This is a genomic window from Corynebacterium sp. LK10, from assembly GCF_008042455.1.
GTDB lineage: Bacteria > Actinomycetota > Actinomycetes > Mycobacteriales > Mycobacteriaceae > Corynebacterium > Corynebacterium jeikeium_D.
Genome location: NZ_NOVT01000021.1, coordinates 13,642 through 30,041 on the forward strand (window position 1 = coordinate 13,642; position 16,400 = coordinate 30,041).

Sequence of the window (16,400 nt, forward strand, 5' to 3'; positions counted from 1 at the left end):
AGACCCAAGCAGAACTTCTAAGGATCTTTCACCATGGAAAAGTTTGATACTCACACCGGCGTCGGCGTTCCCCTGCAGCGATCCAACGTCGACACTGACCAGATCATCCCGGCCGTCTACCTAAAGCGCGTCACCCGCACCGGATTCGAGGATGGCCTGTTCAGCAACTGGCGCAATAACGAATCCGACTTCGTGCTCAACCGTCCGGAATACGCAAAGGGCTCCGTCCTCGTAGCAGGGCCGGACTTCGGTACCGGTTCTTCCCGTGAGCACGCCGTGTGGGCCCTGATGGACTACGGTTTCCGCGTCGTCATCTCCTCCCGCTTCGCCGATATCTTCCGTGGCAATGCCGGCAAGGCGGGGCTGCTCGCCGCACAGATGCAGCAGTCCGATGTCGAGCTGCTGTGGAAGCTGCTGGAGGCTAACCCTGGCATGGAGCTCACCGTCAACCTGGAGACCCGCACCGTCGAGGCAGGTGAGCAGGTCTTCCCGTTCGAGGTCGACGACTACACCCGCTGGCGTCTGATGGAAGGGCTTGACGACGTCTCCCTGACCCTGCGCAACGAAGCGGACATTGTGGCCTACGAGGAGAGTCGTCCGGCCCACAAGCCGAAGACGCTGTAGGTCAAAAAATGCTCTAGTCCAATCCGCGGTAGGCGTTAGACTTGCCGTATGTATCTGGCAATCACTAAACACTCTCGGCTCGGTGAATCTTCGCCTGCTGAATCAGCACGCGATTTGGGATTTATTTTGCGAAAGCATCCCGATCGCGTGCATGAGTCCGAGTTAAAGTTCGGTGTTGCCAGAGTCTTTTTCCCCACGGCTACCGATGCCGAATGCACGGCAGTTCTCTGGGTTGATATTGACCGCGACGAGCTGCTGAAACTCAAGCAGTACCGCGCTGATACGTTCAATCTGACCGGCTACATCAATGACCGGCAATGGGCCGCGTCATCGATTATGACAGTGGCGCTGAAGTCCGTCTTCTCCACAGCGATGGTCATGGAGAAGCCCTCGCCTTACGACGAAGTGCCAAGCGACCTCACCGCGACGGTCGCCGCGGTACCCGGCACCGAGGAAGAGATTCGCGCTCTGTTCGAGCCGCTGGGGTGGAACGTTGCCTGCGATTTTTCGAACAATGTTGCCGGGCAGAAGTTCTCACCGACGGTAACGCTTTCGGGTAGAGCAACCGTCCGCGATTTGCTCAATCACCTGTATATTCTGCTTCCTGTCCTCGACGGTGGGAAACACTATTGGGTCGATGACCGGGAAATCGACAAGCTCGCCGCGCGTGCGCAGGACTGGCTACCGGAGCACCCACAGCGGGAGAGAATCCTGGGGCGCTACCTTGCGGATCAAAAAGGCCTGGTCAACGAGGCCGTCGTGAAGCTTGCTGGGGAAGCCGGGGAAGCCGGTGCAATCGAACTGTTCAGCGGTGACCAGCCAGCCAACCCACTAAATCGACAGCGTCAAGAGCGGGTCCTGCGTGAGGTATTTAGCCTGCGCCCGCGCAGCGTTGTGGACATCGGCTGTGGTTCCGGCGTGTTGCTGGGGCCGATGCTGGAGAATCCGCGAATCGCGCAGATCGTTGGTACCGATGTTTCTGTGGGGGAGCTTCGTAAGGCGCACAAGGCGCTGAACCTAGATCGTATGCCGGAGCGCCAAGCCGCGCGGGTTGAGCTTTTCCAATCCTCGGTTACCTATGCCGATGAGCGCATCGCGAACATGGACGTGGCGATCCTGATGGAGGTCATCGAGCATGTTGATGCCGACCGACTGCCCGCGTTGGAGAACAACGTCTTTGGAGCAGCCCGGCCACAGTACGTCATCGTCACCACGCCGAACAGCGACTATAACGCGTGCTATCCAAACCTAGCGCCCGGGCAGTTCCGACACCTGGATCACCGTTTCGAGTTTAGTCGCGTGGAGTTTCGACAGTGGGCGAAGGGCGTGGCTGAGAAGTTCGGTTATCTGGTGGACTTCGACGGTATTGGGGACGTGCACGAAACCTATGGACAACCGACAGAAATGGCGGTCTTTTCCTACGACTTCACCGGAGCAGAGGAGAGCTAATTATGAGTACCATCTCACTTCCTAACCTCAGCTTGGTCATGCTGGTCGGTGTCTCCGGTGCTGGAAAGTCGACCTTTGCGGCACGACACTTTGGTCCATTTGAGGTCGTTTCCTCGGATACCTGTCGCGGCATTGTTTCCAACGATCCGAATGACCAGGCGGCGACGGCGCCTGCTTTTGAGCTGCTGGAGACGATCGTCGGCAAGCGGCTGGAAGCAGGCTTACTCACCGTGGTCGATGCGACGAATGTGAAACCGCAGGACCGCGCCCGGCTCGTGAAGCTGGCGCGCAGACACCATGCGCTCAGTGCTGCTATCGTTTTGAATCTTCCGTTGGCGGAGGTGAAGGAGCGGCACAGGCAGCGCACTGACCGCAACTTCGGAGTAGAGGTGTTGGAGCGCCAGCACCGTGACCTGCGCCGAGGGCTCAAGCACCTGAAGCGCGAGAAGATTCACAACGTTTTCATCTTGAATTCCGCGGAGGAAATCGACAACGTCACCATTGAACGTGTGCCGCTGAAGGTCGATCGCAGCGATCTCCACGGCCCTTTCGACATCATCGGCGATGTCCACGGTTGCTTCGACGAGCTGACCGCACTGCTGGAGAAGCTCGGCTACGAGCTCTCGGCGGATGGCAGCAATGCTCATCACCCAGATGGCCGCAAGACCATTTTCGTTGGTGACCTCGTTGACCGCGGCCCCAATAGCCCAGCCGTCTTGAAGCTGGTCATGGGGATGGTCTCGGACGGCAATGCTCTCTGCGTGCCCGGAAACCACGACTCTAAGTTGGTGCGCGCCCTCGACGGCCACAACGTCACCACGGGCCACGGGCTGGCCGAAACGCTCACTCAGCTCGCAGGCGAAAGTGAGGAGTTCCGGAAAGACGTCCGCGACTTCATCGACCACCTGCCTGTGCACTACGTGCTTGATGACGGAGCCCTGGTCGTAGCCCACGCGGGACTGCCTGAGCACCTCCATGGCAGGGCCTCTGGAAAAGTCCGCGAGTTCGCGCTCTACGGTGCGACTACTGGCAAGCTCGATGAAAATGGCCTGCCAGAACGTCTGGATTGGGCGGCGGACTACCGCGGTGCCGCCCGTGTTGTCTATGGCCACATGGAAGCGGACCGTCTGCGCTGGGTCAATAACACCATGTGCATCGACACCGGTTGCGTATTCGGCGGTAAGCTCTCTGCACTGCGCTATCCCGAACTAGAGAACGTGCAGGTCGATGCAAAGCAGACGTGGTGGGAGGCCCCATCCCGCAAGACCACCAACCGACCGGAGTCCGAGCTGCGTATCACTGACGTGTTAGACGTCGATGGTATCCAGACTGGGCGCCATGGACGCATCCGCATTGATAGTGGCCGCGCGGCTGCAGCGCTGGAAACCATCAGCCGTTTCACGCTCGCGCCGGAGAGAATTCCTTACCTGCCACCAACCATGTCACCGGCGCCGACCTCACAGCGGGAAGGCTTCCTGGAACACCCGGAGGAGGCATTCCGCTACTACGCTGAACACACTGACCAGGTCATTTGTCAGGAAAAGCACATGGGTTCCCGAGCTGTGCTCTGCCTGATTCGGCCAGGAGCAAAGACCCGTTTCGGTGCTAGCACCTACGCATATACCCGTACCGGACGCGCCTTCTTCGACGGTAAGAATCCAGCACTCGACGAAATGACCAAGGCCGCAGAGCGCGCCGGGCTTTTCGACCAATTCGGCGACTGGGTCCTGCTCGACGGCGAAGTATTGCCTTGGAATCTCAAGGCGCAAGGGCTTATCGACGACATCTATGCACCCACTGCTGCCGCCGGTATTGGTGCTGCCAGACAGCTCGCGGCCGCTCTGCAGGCAGCTACCGGCAGGAGAATAGAGGTCGGCGGTCCCGCTCCAGAACAGACTCTGGACGAGCTCGAGAAGTTCCGCGCTGCTTACAACCGCTATGTCGACAGCGACAACAAGATTCAGTTCGCACCCTTCCAAGTGCTGGCAAGTGAGGATGCCACCTGGCACTACAAGCCGCACTCATGGCACTTGGATATCGCGAACCAGCTGGTAGCAGCTGACAGTCAGATCTACCGGCAGACGCGCTGCTTCGTCCTCGACCCCAGTGACCCGGAACAGGTGGAGGCCGCATCGCAGTGGTGGTTGCAACTGACAGAGTCGGGCGGGGAGGGGGCCGTCGTCAAGCCAATGGAAAACGCGGCAGTGGACCGCCAGGTGCAGCCCGGTATGAAGGTGCGGGGGCGGGAGTATCTGCGCATGATCTATGGGCATGACTACCTGCACCCGCAGCGTCAAGAGCAGTTGAAGCGGCGAAATCTGCAGCACAAGCAGTCCTCAGCGCTGCGCGAGTATGCCCTCGGCATTGAGTCGCTGGAACGTCTAGCGGCGGGCGAGCCTCTGCATCGAATCCACGTCCCTGTCTTCGGCGTGTTGGCGCTGGAGTCAGAGCCGATGGATCCGAGGTTGTAGGACCTACTTCACCGGCAGCGCCGAGGCGTAGTAATCAGCCGTGGTCATTACACCGTCGTTGAATCCCAGCACCCAGGCAGAGCCCTTCTTGCACAGGATCTCCTCGTCGAAGGGAAGGGTGCCCTCAGCGGACCAGGCGGCAAGCAGGTCTGGGATGGTGATGCCCTGAGAGCAGATGACGCTGACTCCGCCTAGCGCGACAATGTCTTCGAATGCCTTCTTGGACTCAACCTGGTTGGCAATCCAGTGCTCGTCGCCAAGCCGTTCGTCGACTGTGACCTGCATGCCCAGCTCTGCGGCGAGTGGCGCGACGGTGTCCTGGCAACGCACGGGCTCGGCGGAGTAGACCCGCTCGGGGCGGAAGCCTTCCAGGGCAGAGACGAGCAGTTCCGCTTGACGACGTCCCTTCTTATCCAGTGGCCGCAGTGCATCATTGCCGTTCCAGTTGGTGCGACGGTGCGCGCGCCCATGGCGAACCAGAATGAGACGGGTGTCCGGTTCCTTGTTCATGCGCTTGCGGGCCTTGACCAGCACGTCACGGTCGAGATCGTAGGACAGTAGCTCCTCGGCTTCGTCCCAGGAGACCCAGCGAAGCTCGTTGACCTCGGAGTTCTGCTCGAATTCGCCGTCGAGAACCTCAGCGGTCCAGTACCAGACCAGCTTCGTGCGTCCGGCGACAGGGTAAGAGACGTTGCCGACGAGCTTGCCCAGACGGACGCGGTAACCGGTCTCTTCCCAGATTTCGCGGACGGCGGTGGCAATGAGGTTCTCGCCGGCGTCGAGCTTGCCTTTCGGCAGCGACCAGTCGTCGTAGGAGGGACGGTGAATCACGCAGATTTCAGGGTTGTGGACATCGCCGCGCCATAGAACCGCGCCGGCCGCGAAGGTCGGCTTGGTGACATCCTGACCTGGCTTCGTTGGAATCTGGCGCAGGCGACCGGTCACGGAGGTATCGCCCTTGAGGTCCTTGTCCTCTTCGTGCATCATCGTGAATTCCCTTTCAATCCTTTGTCGCCGACCTAGTTTAGTATCGCAGTGTGAGAACGTCTCGCTAGACTTGTTGGAGATTAGAGACTAACGGAGGAAGGTCGCGGCGATGGTGCAGGTTTCAGTGATGGGTGCGGGCTCGTGGGGCACGACGCTCGCCAAGGTTTTTGCTGATGCGGGCAATCCTGTACGGCTGTGGTCGCGACGTGCGGAGCAGGCACAGCGTATTCAGATCAGCCGCGAAAACCACGACTACCTGCCTGGTCTGGGGCTGCCGCGCAACATCGAAGCCACCTCGGATGCAGAGGCCGCGCTGAAGGGCGCGGATGTGGTGGTGCTGGGCATGCCCTCGCAGACTCTGCGTGACAACCTCAAGGTCTGGAAGGACTTCATCGGGCCGGAGACGATTCTGCTCAGCCTGGCCAAGGGTGTGGAGCGCGAGACACATCTGCGCATGAGTGAGGTCATTGCGGAGGTCACAGACCTGCCAGCAGAGCGTATTGCGGTGCTGTCCGGCCCGAACCTCGCCCGCGAAGTTGCGATGGAGCAGCCAGCGGCAACGGTGATTGCTTGCGCCGATGAGAACAACGCCAAGATGATTCAGGCGGCAGTTGCCACTAATTACTTCCGCCCGTACACCAACACCGATGTGATCGGCTGCGAAATCGGCGGTGCCTGCAAGAACGTCATTGCGTTGGCCTGCGGTATGGCCGCTGGTCAAGGATTGGGTGAGAACACGCTGGCAACCATTATCACCCGTGGCTTGGCGGAAATCACGCGTCTGGGCGACGCGGTTGGTGCAGAAGATAAGACTTTCGCGGGATTGGCGGGCCTCGGTGACTTGGTGGCCACTTGTTCCTCGCCGCTGTCGCGTAACCGTACCTTCGGCGATCGTCTCGGTCGCGGTGACACGATGGAGCAGGCGCAGCACGCTACGCGCGGTCAGGTGGCTGAGGGTGTGATTTCTTCAATCTCGGTCCGTGACCTCGCTCGTCGCAATGGCGTGGAAATGCCAATTACTGAGGCCGTTTACGCCGTCTGCCACGAAGGCGCGAAGGTCGATGAGACAATTCGCAAGCTGATGGGGCGCAGCCGCAAGTCGGAGTAACCACTTAAACGAGGTCGGGGCTAAACTTAGTCACCATGACTTCGTCGAATAGCTCGTCTGCAGATCGCATTTCCGTCGCCGTCATCTACGGCGGCGCAAGCCCTGAACACAGTGTTTCCTGTGTCTCGGCCGGCGCAATTATGGATCACCTGGATGAAGACCGCTTCCGAGTGGTTCCCATTGGTATTACCAAGGATGGTGTCTGGACCGTCGGCACGCGTGAGACGGATACGCTGCGCACGCAGGGGCGTACGATGCCTGAGGTCATCCCGGGCGAGGAGGTTGCGCTGAGCGCCTCGCCGTCACGCCGCGGTGAATTCCGCTTCGTCACCGGTGATCGCGCCGGCGAGGTTTTCGACACCGTCGACGTTATCTTCCCGGTCCTCCACGGTCCGCACGGCGAGGACGGCACGATTCAGGGGCTCTTTGAGCTTTCCGGCATTGCTTATGTCGGCCCGGGCGTGCTCGCTTCCGCTGCGGGAATGGATAAGGAACGCACGAAGAATCTCTTGCAGGCAGCGGGGCTTCCTATTGGCAAGCAGGTTGTTTTGCATGTCGGCGAGTCGCTTTCCGACGAGGACAAGGAGACCCTTGGCCTGCCGGTGTTCGTTAAACCTGCCCGTGGTGGATCGTCGATTGGTATCTCCCGCGTCGATGATTGGGCGAATCTGGATGCGGCGGTAGAGCTGGCCCGAGAGCACGACTGGAAGGTCATTGTAGAGGCCGGTGTAGACGGCGCCGAAGTGGAGATTGGTGTGCTGCAGCGCGCTGACGGCAGCCTGCAGGTATCAGTTCCGTCGTTGCTGCGTGGCACGGAGGACTCTGACGAGGGCTTCTACGGTTTTGAGACCAAGTACTTGGATGATGTCGTCTCGGCGCAGATCCCGGCTGAGCTGCCGGAGGATGTTTTGAAGGCACTGGACACGGATGCTCGTCGGGCGTTCAGGGCACTGGGCTCTGATGGGCTGACTCGCGTGGACTTCTTTGTCACGGATAATGGCCCGATTATCAATGAGGTCAACACCATGCCGGGCTTTACCCCGATTTCGATGTACCCGCAGATGTTTGCGGCTTCCGGTGTTGCCTACGAGGAGCTGCTCAGCGCCCTGATTGAGCGGGCGCTGGTAGCTCGTCGATAGAAGTTGGTTCTTACTTTTCTTCGCTCGGCGAGATGTTCTCCAGGTTGTCAGCGATGACCGAGGAGAGCACCGGCATCAGTGAGCTGGCCTCCGACATCGGCATTTCAACGGCGACGAAGCGCTCCCGGCCCATGGCGTACCAGGTGGCGGAGGTACCGGAGGAGAGCGTTGGTTCGTTGAACCAGACAATGTCGCCAACCTGCGTCAGCTGCTGCGTGGTGGTGCTATAGCCAGCCGGCTCGTCGACACCACAGCGCAGCACCACCGGATCGGCTGGGGTGCCGCCCCAAATGACCATGTCCTTCGGCATGTCAGCCGGCATTTCCTCTGCGCTCAGAAGGTGACGGTTGCCAAGCTCGCGGGGGAGGGCAGCCTCCAAGCCGCTGCAGCGCTTATCAGCTTCCGGAGCTGCCAATTCTGCCAGCGGGACGCCGCCGCGCTCCGGCTTGTTCTTGTACTCGGAGTCCGGGCGCAGCGCCTCGGCGAGGTCACTCAGGGCATCCTCCGCCTCTGCATTTCCTTCGGCGGTAATCGCAACAACCGGTTCGCGCCCGACGGTGAACCAAGTCGCCAAAGACTCGTCGGTACTGTCGACAACACGCAGCCACGAAATGCCCTTGACCTCTTCGGTCTTAGCCAGCTCGTTGTACTGGCTAGGTACGTTCGCGCCACAGCGCAGCGTGATGCGGTCTTGTTCCAAGTTTCGGTACACAGCGGCGCCTTCTGGAGCCGGCTCTGCAATGTCGGCGCGAACCAGACCTGCGGCGCGATCTGGCAGTCGGTCGAGCAGTTCCGCACACTCGGGCGAGTCATTGGCGGGGAGCTCCGGGTTGGAAATCGCGACTGGCTTTGTCGCCTGATTATCCTGGTAAATCTTTGCGGCAAAAATGATGCCGAGGATAGAGATAATGGCGATAGCGAGTGCGATGCCCGCGCGTGTCCGGCTACCCTTGGACTGAACTGTTTCTCCCGATGGGGGTGCGTCTACCATGGGCCTGATTCTACGTTGTCCGGTACCAACTCCAATTGGTTGGGGGCAATACCGAGACGGGTTCCGCTATTAACGGTTAACCATCGACTATTAGGAATGTGACTCGACACTGTGACTGAATTGACCATTGGCGATATTGGCGAGTTTGGGGTCATTGAGGCCATCCGGGCTATCGCCCCGTCGGCACGCAATGGCGACGATGCCGCCGTCTTGACACAGACAACCCCCAACGCCCGTTTTGTCACTTCCACCGACATGTTGGTGGAAGGGCGCCATTTCCGCCTGGACTGGTCGACACCTCAGCAAGTTGGAGCTAAGGCCGCAGTACAGAACTTCGCCGATATCGAATCGATGGGTGCGCGTCCAACGGCCATGCTTTTCGCCATCTCAGCACCGTTGCATACTCCGGTGAGTGTGGTCACCGGTATCGCCGAGGGGTTGTGGCAGGAAGGCAAGCAATGTCCGGCGGAGCTCGTCGGTGGTGACATGGTCAGCGGAGATTCTCTGGTGATTTCCATCAGTGCGATGGGCGAACTCGGTGGGCTTGGGCGGCCGCTGCTGCGCTCAGCGGCACGCGCGGGGGATACGGTGATTGCGTCGGGACGCATCGGCTACTCTGCTGCGGGCCTTGCGCTGCTGCAGCACTGCGGAAGCCCGGCAAAGGTTCCGAGTGAGTTTGCGCAGCTGGTGGCAGCACACTGTACGCCCGAATTTGAATATCGCAGGGGTGCCACGGCGCGAGCCACAGGTGTGCGTTCACTGACGGACAATTCCGATGGACTGGTGGTGGATCTCCGCGCTATTGCGCAGGCCTCCAGGGTTACTTTGGAAGTTGACAGCAGTGCTATTGCGCCCGATGAGTTGCAGATTGCCGCTGGTGAATACCTGGGCATCGACCCGTGGGAGTGGGTGCTCACCGGCGGGGAGGACCACACACTGATCGGTTCGACGCCGGGGGAGCCTCCGACGGGGTTCCGCGCTATCGGCACGGTGTCGAAGGAAAAGTTCGATTCGGTGCTTATCGACGGCAAACCTCCTGCCCGCGATGCCGGTTGGGTTTCCTTTTAAGAGTTCGAAGAGGTTTTGAGAAGAAAGGCTGCATGACATGGATCCGTTGCCGGTCGAAGAAGGGTGGCAGAAGGCGCTGGAGTCAGTGGCCGATGACATCCACCGGATGGGGCAGTTCCTGCGCGAGGAGAACGCGGCCGGCTACGGTTACCTGCCCGCGGGCACCGATGTGCTGCGCGCCTTTACTTATCCATTCGATGAGGTCAAGGTGCTCATTATCGGTCAGGACCCGTACCCGACCCCGGGGCATGCGATGGGGCTTAGCTTCTCGGTCCAGCCGGATGTGAAGCCGGTACCGCGGTCGTTGGCGAATATTTTTAAGGAGTATTCCTCCGACCTGGGGCTCCCGACTCCCTCCAACGGTGACCTCACTCCGTGGAGTAGGCAGGGCGTAGCTCTGTTCAACCGTGTGTTGACCGTACGTCCGGGTGCTGCTGCCTCGCACCGCGGTAAGGGCTGGGAGGCAATCACGGAGCATGCCATCAAAGCATTGGTCGCCCGTGATCAGCCTCTCGTGGCCATTCTGTGGGGACGCGACGCGCAGAGTTTGCAGCGTTGGCTCCCGGGCGTGGACTGCATCTGTTCGCCGCACCCGTCACCGCTGTCGGCATCCCGTGGGTTCTTCGGGTCGCGTCCGTTCAGCCGGGCCAATGAGTCGCTGATTCGTCAGGGAGCTACCCCTATCGACTGGACGCTAGAATAGGAATTCATGTCTTTGCAGATTGGTTCTGCCGCCATCGTCGGCTGGGTTGCCCGGGGGATTGACGCGCTTCAATCCCGCCGCGATGAGATCAACAGTCTCAATGTCTTCCCAGTACCGGATTCCGATACCGGGTCGAATATGCTCGCGACGTTGAGTTCGGCCTATGAGGAAGCGCAAAAGGCTGACGCTTCCGATGTTCGCGCAGTCACCGCGGCCCTAGCTGCCGGTGCAGTGCGCGGTGCCCGCGGTAATTCGGGCACTGTGCTCTCGCAGGTTTTTCGCGCGGTGGCTGAGGCTGCCTCCGGTAGTGGCATTGGCGTTGAGTCGGTACAACACTCGCTAAAGCTAGCTGTGCAACATGTTTCCCAGGCGATTGCCAATCCAGTGGAGGGCACGATTCTGACAGTCCTGCGGCACGCCGCGATTGCCGCGGAGGAATTTGAGGGCGACTCGATTGAGGAGCTCGCCGACACGATCGCGGATGCCGCTCGCGATGCGCTGGCGAAAACCCCTAGCCAGCTCCCGGCACTGCAGCAGGCGGGCGTGGTCGACGCCGGCGGCGCGGGGTTGGTCATTCTGCTCGACGCGCTTGCCGACGAAGTCAGCGGCCGCGCAGCCGCACCGGTCGATTTGCATGTCGACGCGCCACACGTAGCCACCGTTGAGATGGAGGTCATGTACCTGATTTCCTTGGCGGATACCCAGGCGGTGGAAGCGCTGCGAGAGCGGTTGAACTCGCTGGGCAATTCGCTCATCATCGCAGGTGATGCTGGTAATGCGGAGACCACGCAGTACATGGTGCATATCCACACAGTGGAGCCGGGCGCAGTTATTGAGGCGGCACTCGACTTCGGTCGTCCGGAACGCATCCGTATCGAGGTGCTCGATGAGCCGGAGACAACACCTGACTCCACTCGCATCCTCATTGCGGTAGTGCCGGATGGTCCGCTGAATGATCTCATCACCTCCTCTGGGGCGATTGCTATCAGCCCGACCCCCGCTCCGACTCCCACATCCACTCCCACAGATCGCGCAGCCATCGCCGACCAGGAGTTCGCTGACAATGTGGTCACCAAGGCACTGACTGCCATGAGGGGCGCGGACGAGGTTATCCTGCTGCCAAATGGGCTGGTCAGCGACCAGGAATTGGCGGATATCGAATTCGCTGCTGCTGCGGCTAATCCGACTCTCGCGGTAGTGTCCACAGACTCCATTCCGGCTGGCCTTGCTGCCTTGGCCGTGCATTCGGCTGAGCTGCCGCTGGCGGTTGCTGCGTATGCGATGGGAGAGGCTGCCAATGGCACGCGAACGGCTGTAGTCGCTGCGGACGTCGATAAGCCCCTGACTGACGCGCTCACAGAGACCATCTCAGACCTGTTGGCTGGCGGCGGGGAACTAGTGACTCTGCTGCTCGGGCGCGGAGCTGAGGGCGTGGACATAGCGCAAGTGCGGGCGCGGCTGGACAAGCCTGTGGAGGTCGTAGCCTATGATGCGACCGGCATCGATGAGCTGGTGCAGGTAGGAATCGAGTAGCGCGATGCTCGGATGGCTCGGCTCGGATTATGCGCGCACGCCCCTGAATATCGTGGTGGGGCCAAAGACTGCAAAAAAGCTGCATACGGCTTTTGGTATGGAGACCGTCTCGGATGCGCTGACGAATTTCCCGAAGCGCTACGTGGCGCAGGGTAAGAGCTTAGATGTGTCATTTTCCGACATTGGCGACACCATCACCACAGTCGTGGAGGTGCACAGCATTTCGCCAGCGCCCGCCTTCGCCGACCGACGCAAGCCACTGAAAATCTATGTCAGCGACGGCGTGCGCATTCTTCCGGCCGCGATTTTCGGTGCCGAATGGCTGCGCAATATGCTGCACCCCGGTGTGCGTCTACTCATTGTTGGCACGCTCAGCGAGTTCCGCAATGAGCTACAGCTGAAAAATGTTGATTGCATGGTGCTCAAAGCCGACGGTTCAGTAGGCGCAGCCACTGGCAAGCTGGCCACACTGACGAAGACAGCCAAGGGGATTGCGGAGATGCAGCGGCTGCTCACGCGCCCCTATCTGCCCATTTACCGTGGCCGTAAAGGAGTAGCGGGTATTCACCTGGCTCTGTACATGCAGCGCATCCTCGAATGGTTACCGCTGCAGCCAGACCCATTGCCCGCCACGCCGGAGGGACTTACCGATTTCGACTCCGCACTGCGTGGCGCACACTTTCCCTCCATCGCGGGCCCCGACATCGCGCTTGCCCGACTGAAGTACGACGAAGCGCTTGAGCTCCAGCTCGCCGTTGGTGCACGCAAGCGTACTCAAGCGAGTCTCACCGCTCCGGCCTGCATGGAAGTCGCCGGGGGACTTCGCGACGAGCTACGCCGGGGGTTGCCGTTTTCGCTTACCGACGGTCAGGTCGCGGTCGCAGCCGATATCGCGCAGGATATAGCGAGGTCTAACCCGATGAACCGCCTGCTAGCAGGTGAAGTTGGCTCGGGTAAAACCGTGGTGGCCCTGCTGGGAATGCTGCAAGCAGTCGATTCCAGCAGGCAGTGCGCGATGCTGGCGCCGACGGAAGTCCTGGCCCAACAGCACTACCGATCGCTGACAGCGATGCTGGAGCAAGCCGGAGTAGCAGTGACTGTACGACTGTTGACGGGATCGATGTCGACGAAGGAGCGCCGGGCAACCCTGTTGGAGGCAGTCAACGGGGAGGCTGACATTGTCGTCGGCACGCATGCCCTGCTCAGTGAGGGCGTGGAGTTCTTCGATCTCGGGCTGGTGGTCGTCGATGAGCAGCACCGCTTTGGTGTGCGCCAGCGCGATCAGCTGCGAAGCAGGGGACGGGGTGGAATGACACCGCATCTGTTGGTGATGTCGGCAACCCCGATTCCGCGCACGGTAGCGATGACCATTTTTGGCGACCTCGCAGTTTCGCAGTTGACGGAATTGCCACGGGGACGTCAGGAGATCCAATCTTTTGTCGTACCGACGCTGGAAAAGCCGCGCTGGGAGGCACGAACCTGGGAGCGGATTGGGGAAGAAGTGGCCAAGGGCAACCGCGCCTTCATTGTCTGTCCCCGCATTACCCGCGATGAGGAACAGTTCCTCGACGAGTCCGTGGAGGCGGTGTTCGACCGAGCGAGGAAAAAACTGCCCGGTGTACGTATCAGTCAGTTGCACGGCAATATGGCACCGGAGGACAAAGACCGCGTGATGCAGGCCTTTGCCACAGGACAGCTGGATGTGCTGGTGTCCACCACAGTTATCGAAGTCGGCGTGGATGTACCAGAGGCCACGATCATGATGATTCGCCGCGCCGAGAGCTACGGTATCTCGCAGATTCACCAGCTGCGCGGTCGTGTCGGCCGTGGTGACCGTGGTGGCCTGTGCTTCCTATGTACACACACGCATTCGCAGACACCGGAGCGCACCCGGCTGGACCGCATTGCCGCCACCACCGACGGCATTCAACTGGCGGAGCTGGACCTGGCCACGCGTAGTTTCGGCGATCTGCTCGGCGATGACCAATCGGGACTGGCAACCGGCCTCGGCCTGGTGGACCTCACCACCGACGGCGAAATCATCGAGCGCACCCGACATGATGCCATGGCTCTTCTCGATGTTGATGAGAGGCTTGTGGGAGAGCTTATCTCCGATATCGATGAAGAGCAGTCGAACTACTTGGACCGCTCCTAGTAAGACCAAAGTAGACTGTTGGGCATGGTAGATGTCTGTGCACCTTTTGCAGGAGTAGTCCGCTGGGAGGTCGCCGAGAAAGACTCGGTGACGACCGGTCAGGTTATTGCGGTCGTGGAGGCCGTCAAGCTAGAAGCGCCGGTTTTAGCGCCCTGCCCGGGCACGGTCGCGGAGGTGGCGGCAGATCAATTTGTGGATGTCGAAGGCGGTCAGCTGCTGGCAAGAATCACGCCAGCAACTCACAGCGCCACGGCACAGCACAACGGCAACGAGAACACATCGCACGAAGGGAAGTAGATGACCCGCATTATTGCAGGTGAGGCACGCGGTCGTAGGCTAGTCGCGCCTAAGGGAGAGACCACTCGGCCAACTAGTGACCGCGCGAAGGAAGCCATCTTTTCCTCCTGGTCCACACGCTTTGGGCTAGAGGGAACTCGCGTTCTCGACCTGTTTGCTGGCTCGGGTGCGCTCGGTTTGGAAGCGGCTTCTCGCGGCGCGCGTTCCGTCGTGTTGGTGGAAAACGATCCGAACGCCATTGCCGCTATTGAAAAGAACATTCGCACCGTGGGGCATCCCGATGTGGCCCTGTCTCCGATGAAAGTGTCGTCGTACCTTGCGGGCGCGCCGGGCGAGCCTTTTGACCGCGTCATCGCGGATCCGCCCTATGAGTTGGTGGGGGAGGCCGTTACAGAGATGCTCGAGGCGCTGCGTAGCTTCCTCGCGCCGGGCGCGGTCGTGACTGTGGAGCGTCACCGCGATGACGAGGAGACGCAGTGGCCCGAGGGCTACGAACAGCTCCAGCAGAAGCTGAAGCGTCGCATTCACGGTTTGGCGCGCTTCGACACCGCTATCTACAACGCTTAACGTTCTTCTTTACGCTTTACGACGGCCAAAGGTGGTTTGACCTCTATGACTCACGCATGCTGCCCCGGTTCCTACGATCCCATGACCTCTGGTCACCTCGATGTGATTGAGCGAGCCGCGCGCCAATTCGATCAGGTGACCGTGCTGGTTACCCACAACCCGAATAAGCAGGGCATGTTCAATGTCGAAGAGCGCATGGACCTCATTCGGCAGTGCACGCAGCACTTGGACAATGTGCAGGTGGACTCCTGGTCGAAGCTGTTGGTTGACTACACCTCCGCGCAGGGCATCTCCTGCCTGGTCAAGGGGCTGCGCTCGGCGGCGGACTACGAGTACGAGGCTCCCATGGCGCAGATGAATCGGCGCATGACGGGCATTGAGACTCTCTTTGTGGAAGCTGATCCGAAGTACGGTCATGTGTCGTCGACACTGATGAAGGAAGTTGTTCGCTACGGCGGTTCGGTGGAAGGGCTAGTTCCTGAGCCTGTCTTGCACGCCCTGCAGCGCCGACTGAAGTAGCATGTAAGTCATGTTTCGCGTCTTCGAATCTCTTGATGAACTGGTCCAGATCCTAGAAGAGGCACACGGCGTGCCACTGTCGGCCAATTGTATGGTTCCGCGTCAGCGTGTTCTCGAGTTGCTCGATGAGCTGAGGGATGCTTTCCCGGCTGAGCTCGATGACGCGCAGGATGTCTTGGACCAGCGGGATGAGATTATCAACGATGCTGAAGCCCGGGCGAACAACACCATTTCGACTGCGGATGAAGAAGCCCATCGCATTGTCGACGAGGCCGAGGCCCGCGCTAACCACACCGTCGAGGATGCCAATGCCCACGCAGCTGGCACCGTCGCGGCCGCTGAGGACGACGCCCGTCGCCTCCGCGAGGATGCTCAGCACGAGTACGACAGCATTGTGGATCGTGCTTCTGCCGAGTCCGATCGCCTGATTCACGCTGGTAACGAATCCTACGAGCGTTCCGTTGCGGAAGGCCGCGAGGAGCAGGCTCGCCTGGTCGCTGAGTCAACGGTCGTCCGCGAAGCCAACGACGAGGCGAATCGTCTGCTTTCCGACGCACACGCGGATTCCTCTCGCCTCCGTGAAGAGTGTGACCGCTACGTTGATTCCAAGCTCGCCGAGTTTGAACAGACTCTCCAGGAGACCCTGCGTAATGTCGGTCGCAATCGCTCGGTACTGCGTTCGGGGGCCGGTGCCGTCGGCGGTGGTGCAGGGGCACAGAGCGCGCCGTCTTCCTTCTCCGAGGGGCAGGAACGCCGCCGGTACGAGCGTTAGCGCATCTTCGGGGTAGA

Annotated in this window: 15 protein-coding genes; 13 read left to right on the forward strand and 2 right to left on the reverse strand. The window is 60.4% G+C overall.

Translation table 11 applies throughout. The annotated features are described in order from the left end of the window. The first annotated feature begins 33 nt into the window (after positions 1-33). The 3 genes from leuD to CHU70_RS08685 are packed head-to-tail and all read left to right on the forward strand — an operon-like array spanning position 34 to position 4,544. Complete coding sequence (gene leuD / locus CHU70_RS08675) at positions 34-624, forward strand: 3-isopropylmalate dehydratase small subunit (protein WP_049189541.1); 591 nt, start codon at positions 34-36, stop codon at positions 622-624. A gap of 48 nt (positions 625-672) precedes the next feature. Then, complete coding sequence (locus CHU70_RS08680; protein ID WP_048735444.1) at positions 673-2,073, forward strand: 3' terminal RNA ribose 2'-O-methyltransferase Hen1; 1,401 nt, start codon at positions 673-675, stop codon at positions 2,071-2,073. A 2-nt stretch (positions 2,074-2,075) separates the two neighbouring features. Beyond that, a complete protein-coding gene (locus CHU70_RS08685) occupies positions 2,076-4,544 on the forward strand; it encodes a polynucleotide kinase-phosphatase (RefSeq protein ID WP_147719075.1) in 2,469 nt (822 codons plus the stop codon). A gap of 3 nt (positions 4,545-4,547) precedes the next feature. Here CHU70_RS08685 and CHU70_RS08690 read toward each other — a convergent pair whose 3' ends face one another. Continuing rightward, positions 4,548-5,528: an NUDIX hydrolase gene (locus CHU70_RS08690; RefSeq protein ID WP_187269737.1), complete on the reverse strand. Its 981-nt coding sequence runs from the start codon at positions 5,526-5,528 to the stop codon at positions 4,548-4,550. A 112-nt stretch (positions 5,529-5,640) separates the two neighbouring features. On the opposite strand from CHU70_RS08690, the gene CHU70_RS08695 reads away from it, so the two are divergent. Beyond that, positions 5,641-6,639, forward strand: a complete 999-nt coding sequence (locus CHU70_RS08695; protein ID WP_147719074.1) for an NAD(P)H-dependent glycerol-3-phosphate dehydrogenase — start codon at positions 5,641-5,643, stop codon at positions 6,637-6,639. Positions 6,640-6,674: 35 nt separating this feature from the next. Next, complete coding sequence (locus tag CHU70_RS08700; RefSeq protein ID WP_088611501.1) at positions 6,675-7,778, forward strand: D-alanine--D-alanine ligase family protein; 1,104 nt, start codon at positions 6,675-6,677, stop codon at positions 7,776-7,778. 10 nt (positions 7,779-7,788) lie between these two features. On the opposite strand, the gene CHU70_RS08705 is transcribed toward CHU70_RS08700, so the two are convergent. Next, positions 7,789-8,769 carry a DUF3515 domain-containing protein gene (locus CHU70_RS08705; RefSeq protein WP_147719073.1) on the reverse strand — a complete coding sequence of 327 codons (981 nt, stop codon included), beginning with the start codon at positions 8,767-8,769 and terminating at the stop codon, positions 7,789-7,791. 111 nt (positions 8,770-8,880) lie between these two features. On the opposite strand from CHU70_RS08705, the gene CHU70_RS08710 reads away from it, so the two are divergent. From CHU70_RS08710 to CHU70_RS08745, 8 genes are read left to right on the forward strand one after another with little or no spacing between them, the layout of a single operon-like run. Continuing rightward, on the forward strand, positions 8,881-9,837 hold the full coding sequence (locus CHU70_RS08710; protein WP_049171566.1) for a thiamine-phosphate kinase: 957 nt from the start codon (positions 8,881-8,883) through the stop codon (positions 9,835-9,837). A 37-nt stretch (positions 9,838-9,874) separates the two neighbouring features. Beyond that, positions 9,875-10,540, forward strand: coding sequence for a uracil-DNA glycosylase (locus CHU70_RS08715; RefSeq protein WP_147719072.1), 666 nt, complete (start codon positions 9,875-9,877; stop codon positions 10,538-10,540). A gap of 6 nt (positions 10,541-10,546) precedes the next feature. Continuing rightward, entirely contained in the window at positions 10,547-12,073 is a 1,527-nt protein-coding gene (locus CHU70_RS08720; RefSeq protein ID WP_147719071.1) for a DAK2 domain-containing protein, read from the forward strand. A gap of 4 nt (positions 12,074-12,077) precedes the next feature. Next, positions 12,078-14,228 carry an ATP-dependent DNA helicase RecG gene (locus CHU70_RS08725; protein ID WP_049171560.1) on the forward strand — a complete coding sequence of 717 codons (2,151 nt, stop codon included), beginning with the start codon at positions 12,078-12,080 and terminating at the stop codon, positions 14,226-14,228. A gap of 24 nt (positions 14,229-14,252) precedes the next feature. Continuing rightward, complete coding sequence (locus CHU70_RS08730; protein ID WP_049171558.1) at positions 14,253-14,525, forward strand: acetyl-CoA carboxylase biotin carboxyl carrier protein subunit; 273 nt, start codon at positions 14,253-14,255, stop codon at positions 14,523-14,525. Continuing rightward, on the forward strand, positions 14,526-15,092 hold the full coding sequence (rsmD, locus tag CHU70_RS08735; protein WP_049189536.1) for a 16S rRNA (guanine(966)-N(2))-methyltransferase RsmD: 567 nt from the start codon (positions 14,526-14,528) through the stop codon (positions 15,090-15,092). Between the two features lie 45 nt (positions 15,093-15,137). Continuing rightward, a complete protein-coding gene (coaD, locus tag CHU70_RS08740; protein ID WP_049189535.1) occupies positions 15,138-15,611 on the forward strand; it encodes a pantetheine-phosphate adenylyltransferase in 474 nt (157 codons plus the stop codon). A 10-nt stretch (positions 15,612-15,621) separates the two neighbouring features. Then, on the forward strand, positions 15,622-16,383 hold the full coding sequence (locus CHU70_RS08745; RefSeq protein ID WP_049171555.1) for a DivIVA domain-containing protein: 762 nt from the start codon (positions 15,622-15,624) through the stop codon (positions 16,381-16,383). The last annotated feature ends 17 nt before the right edge of the window (positions 16,384-16,400 follow it).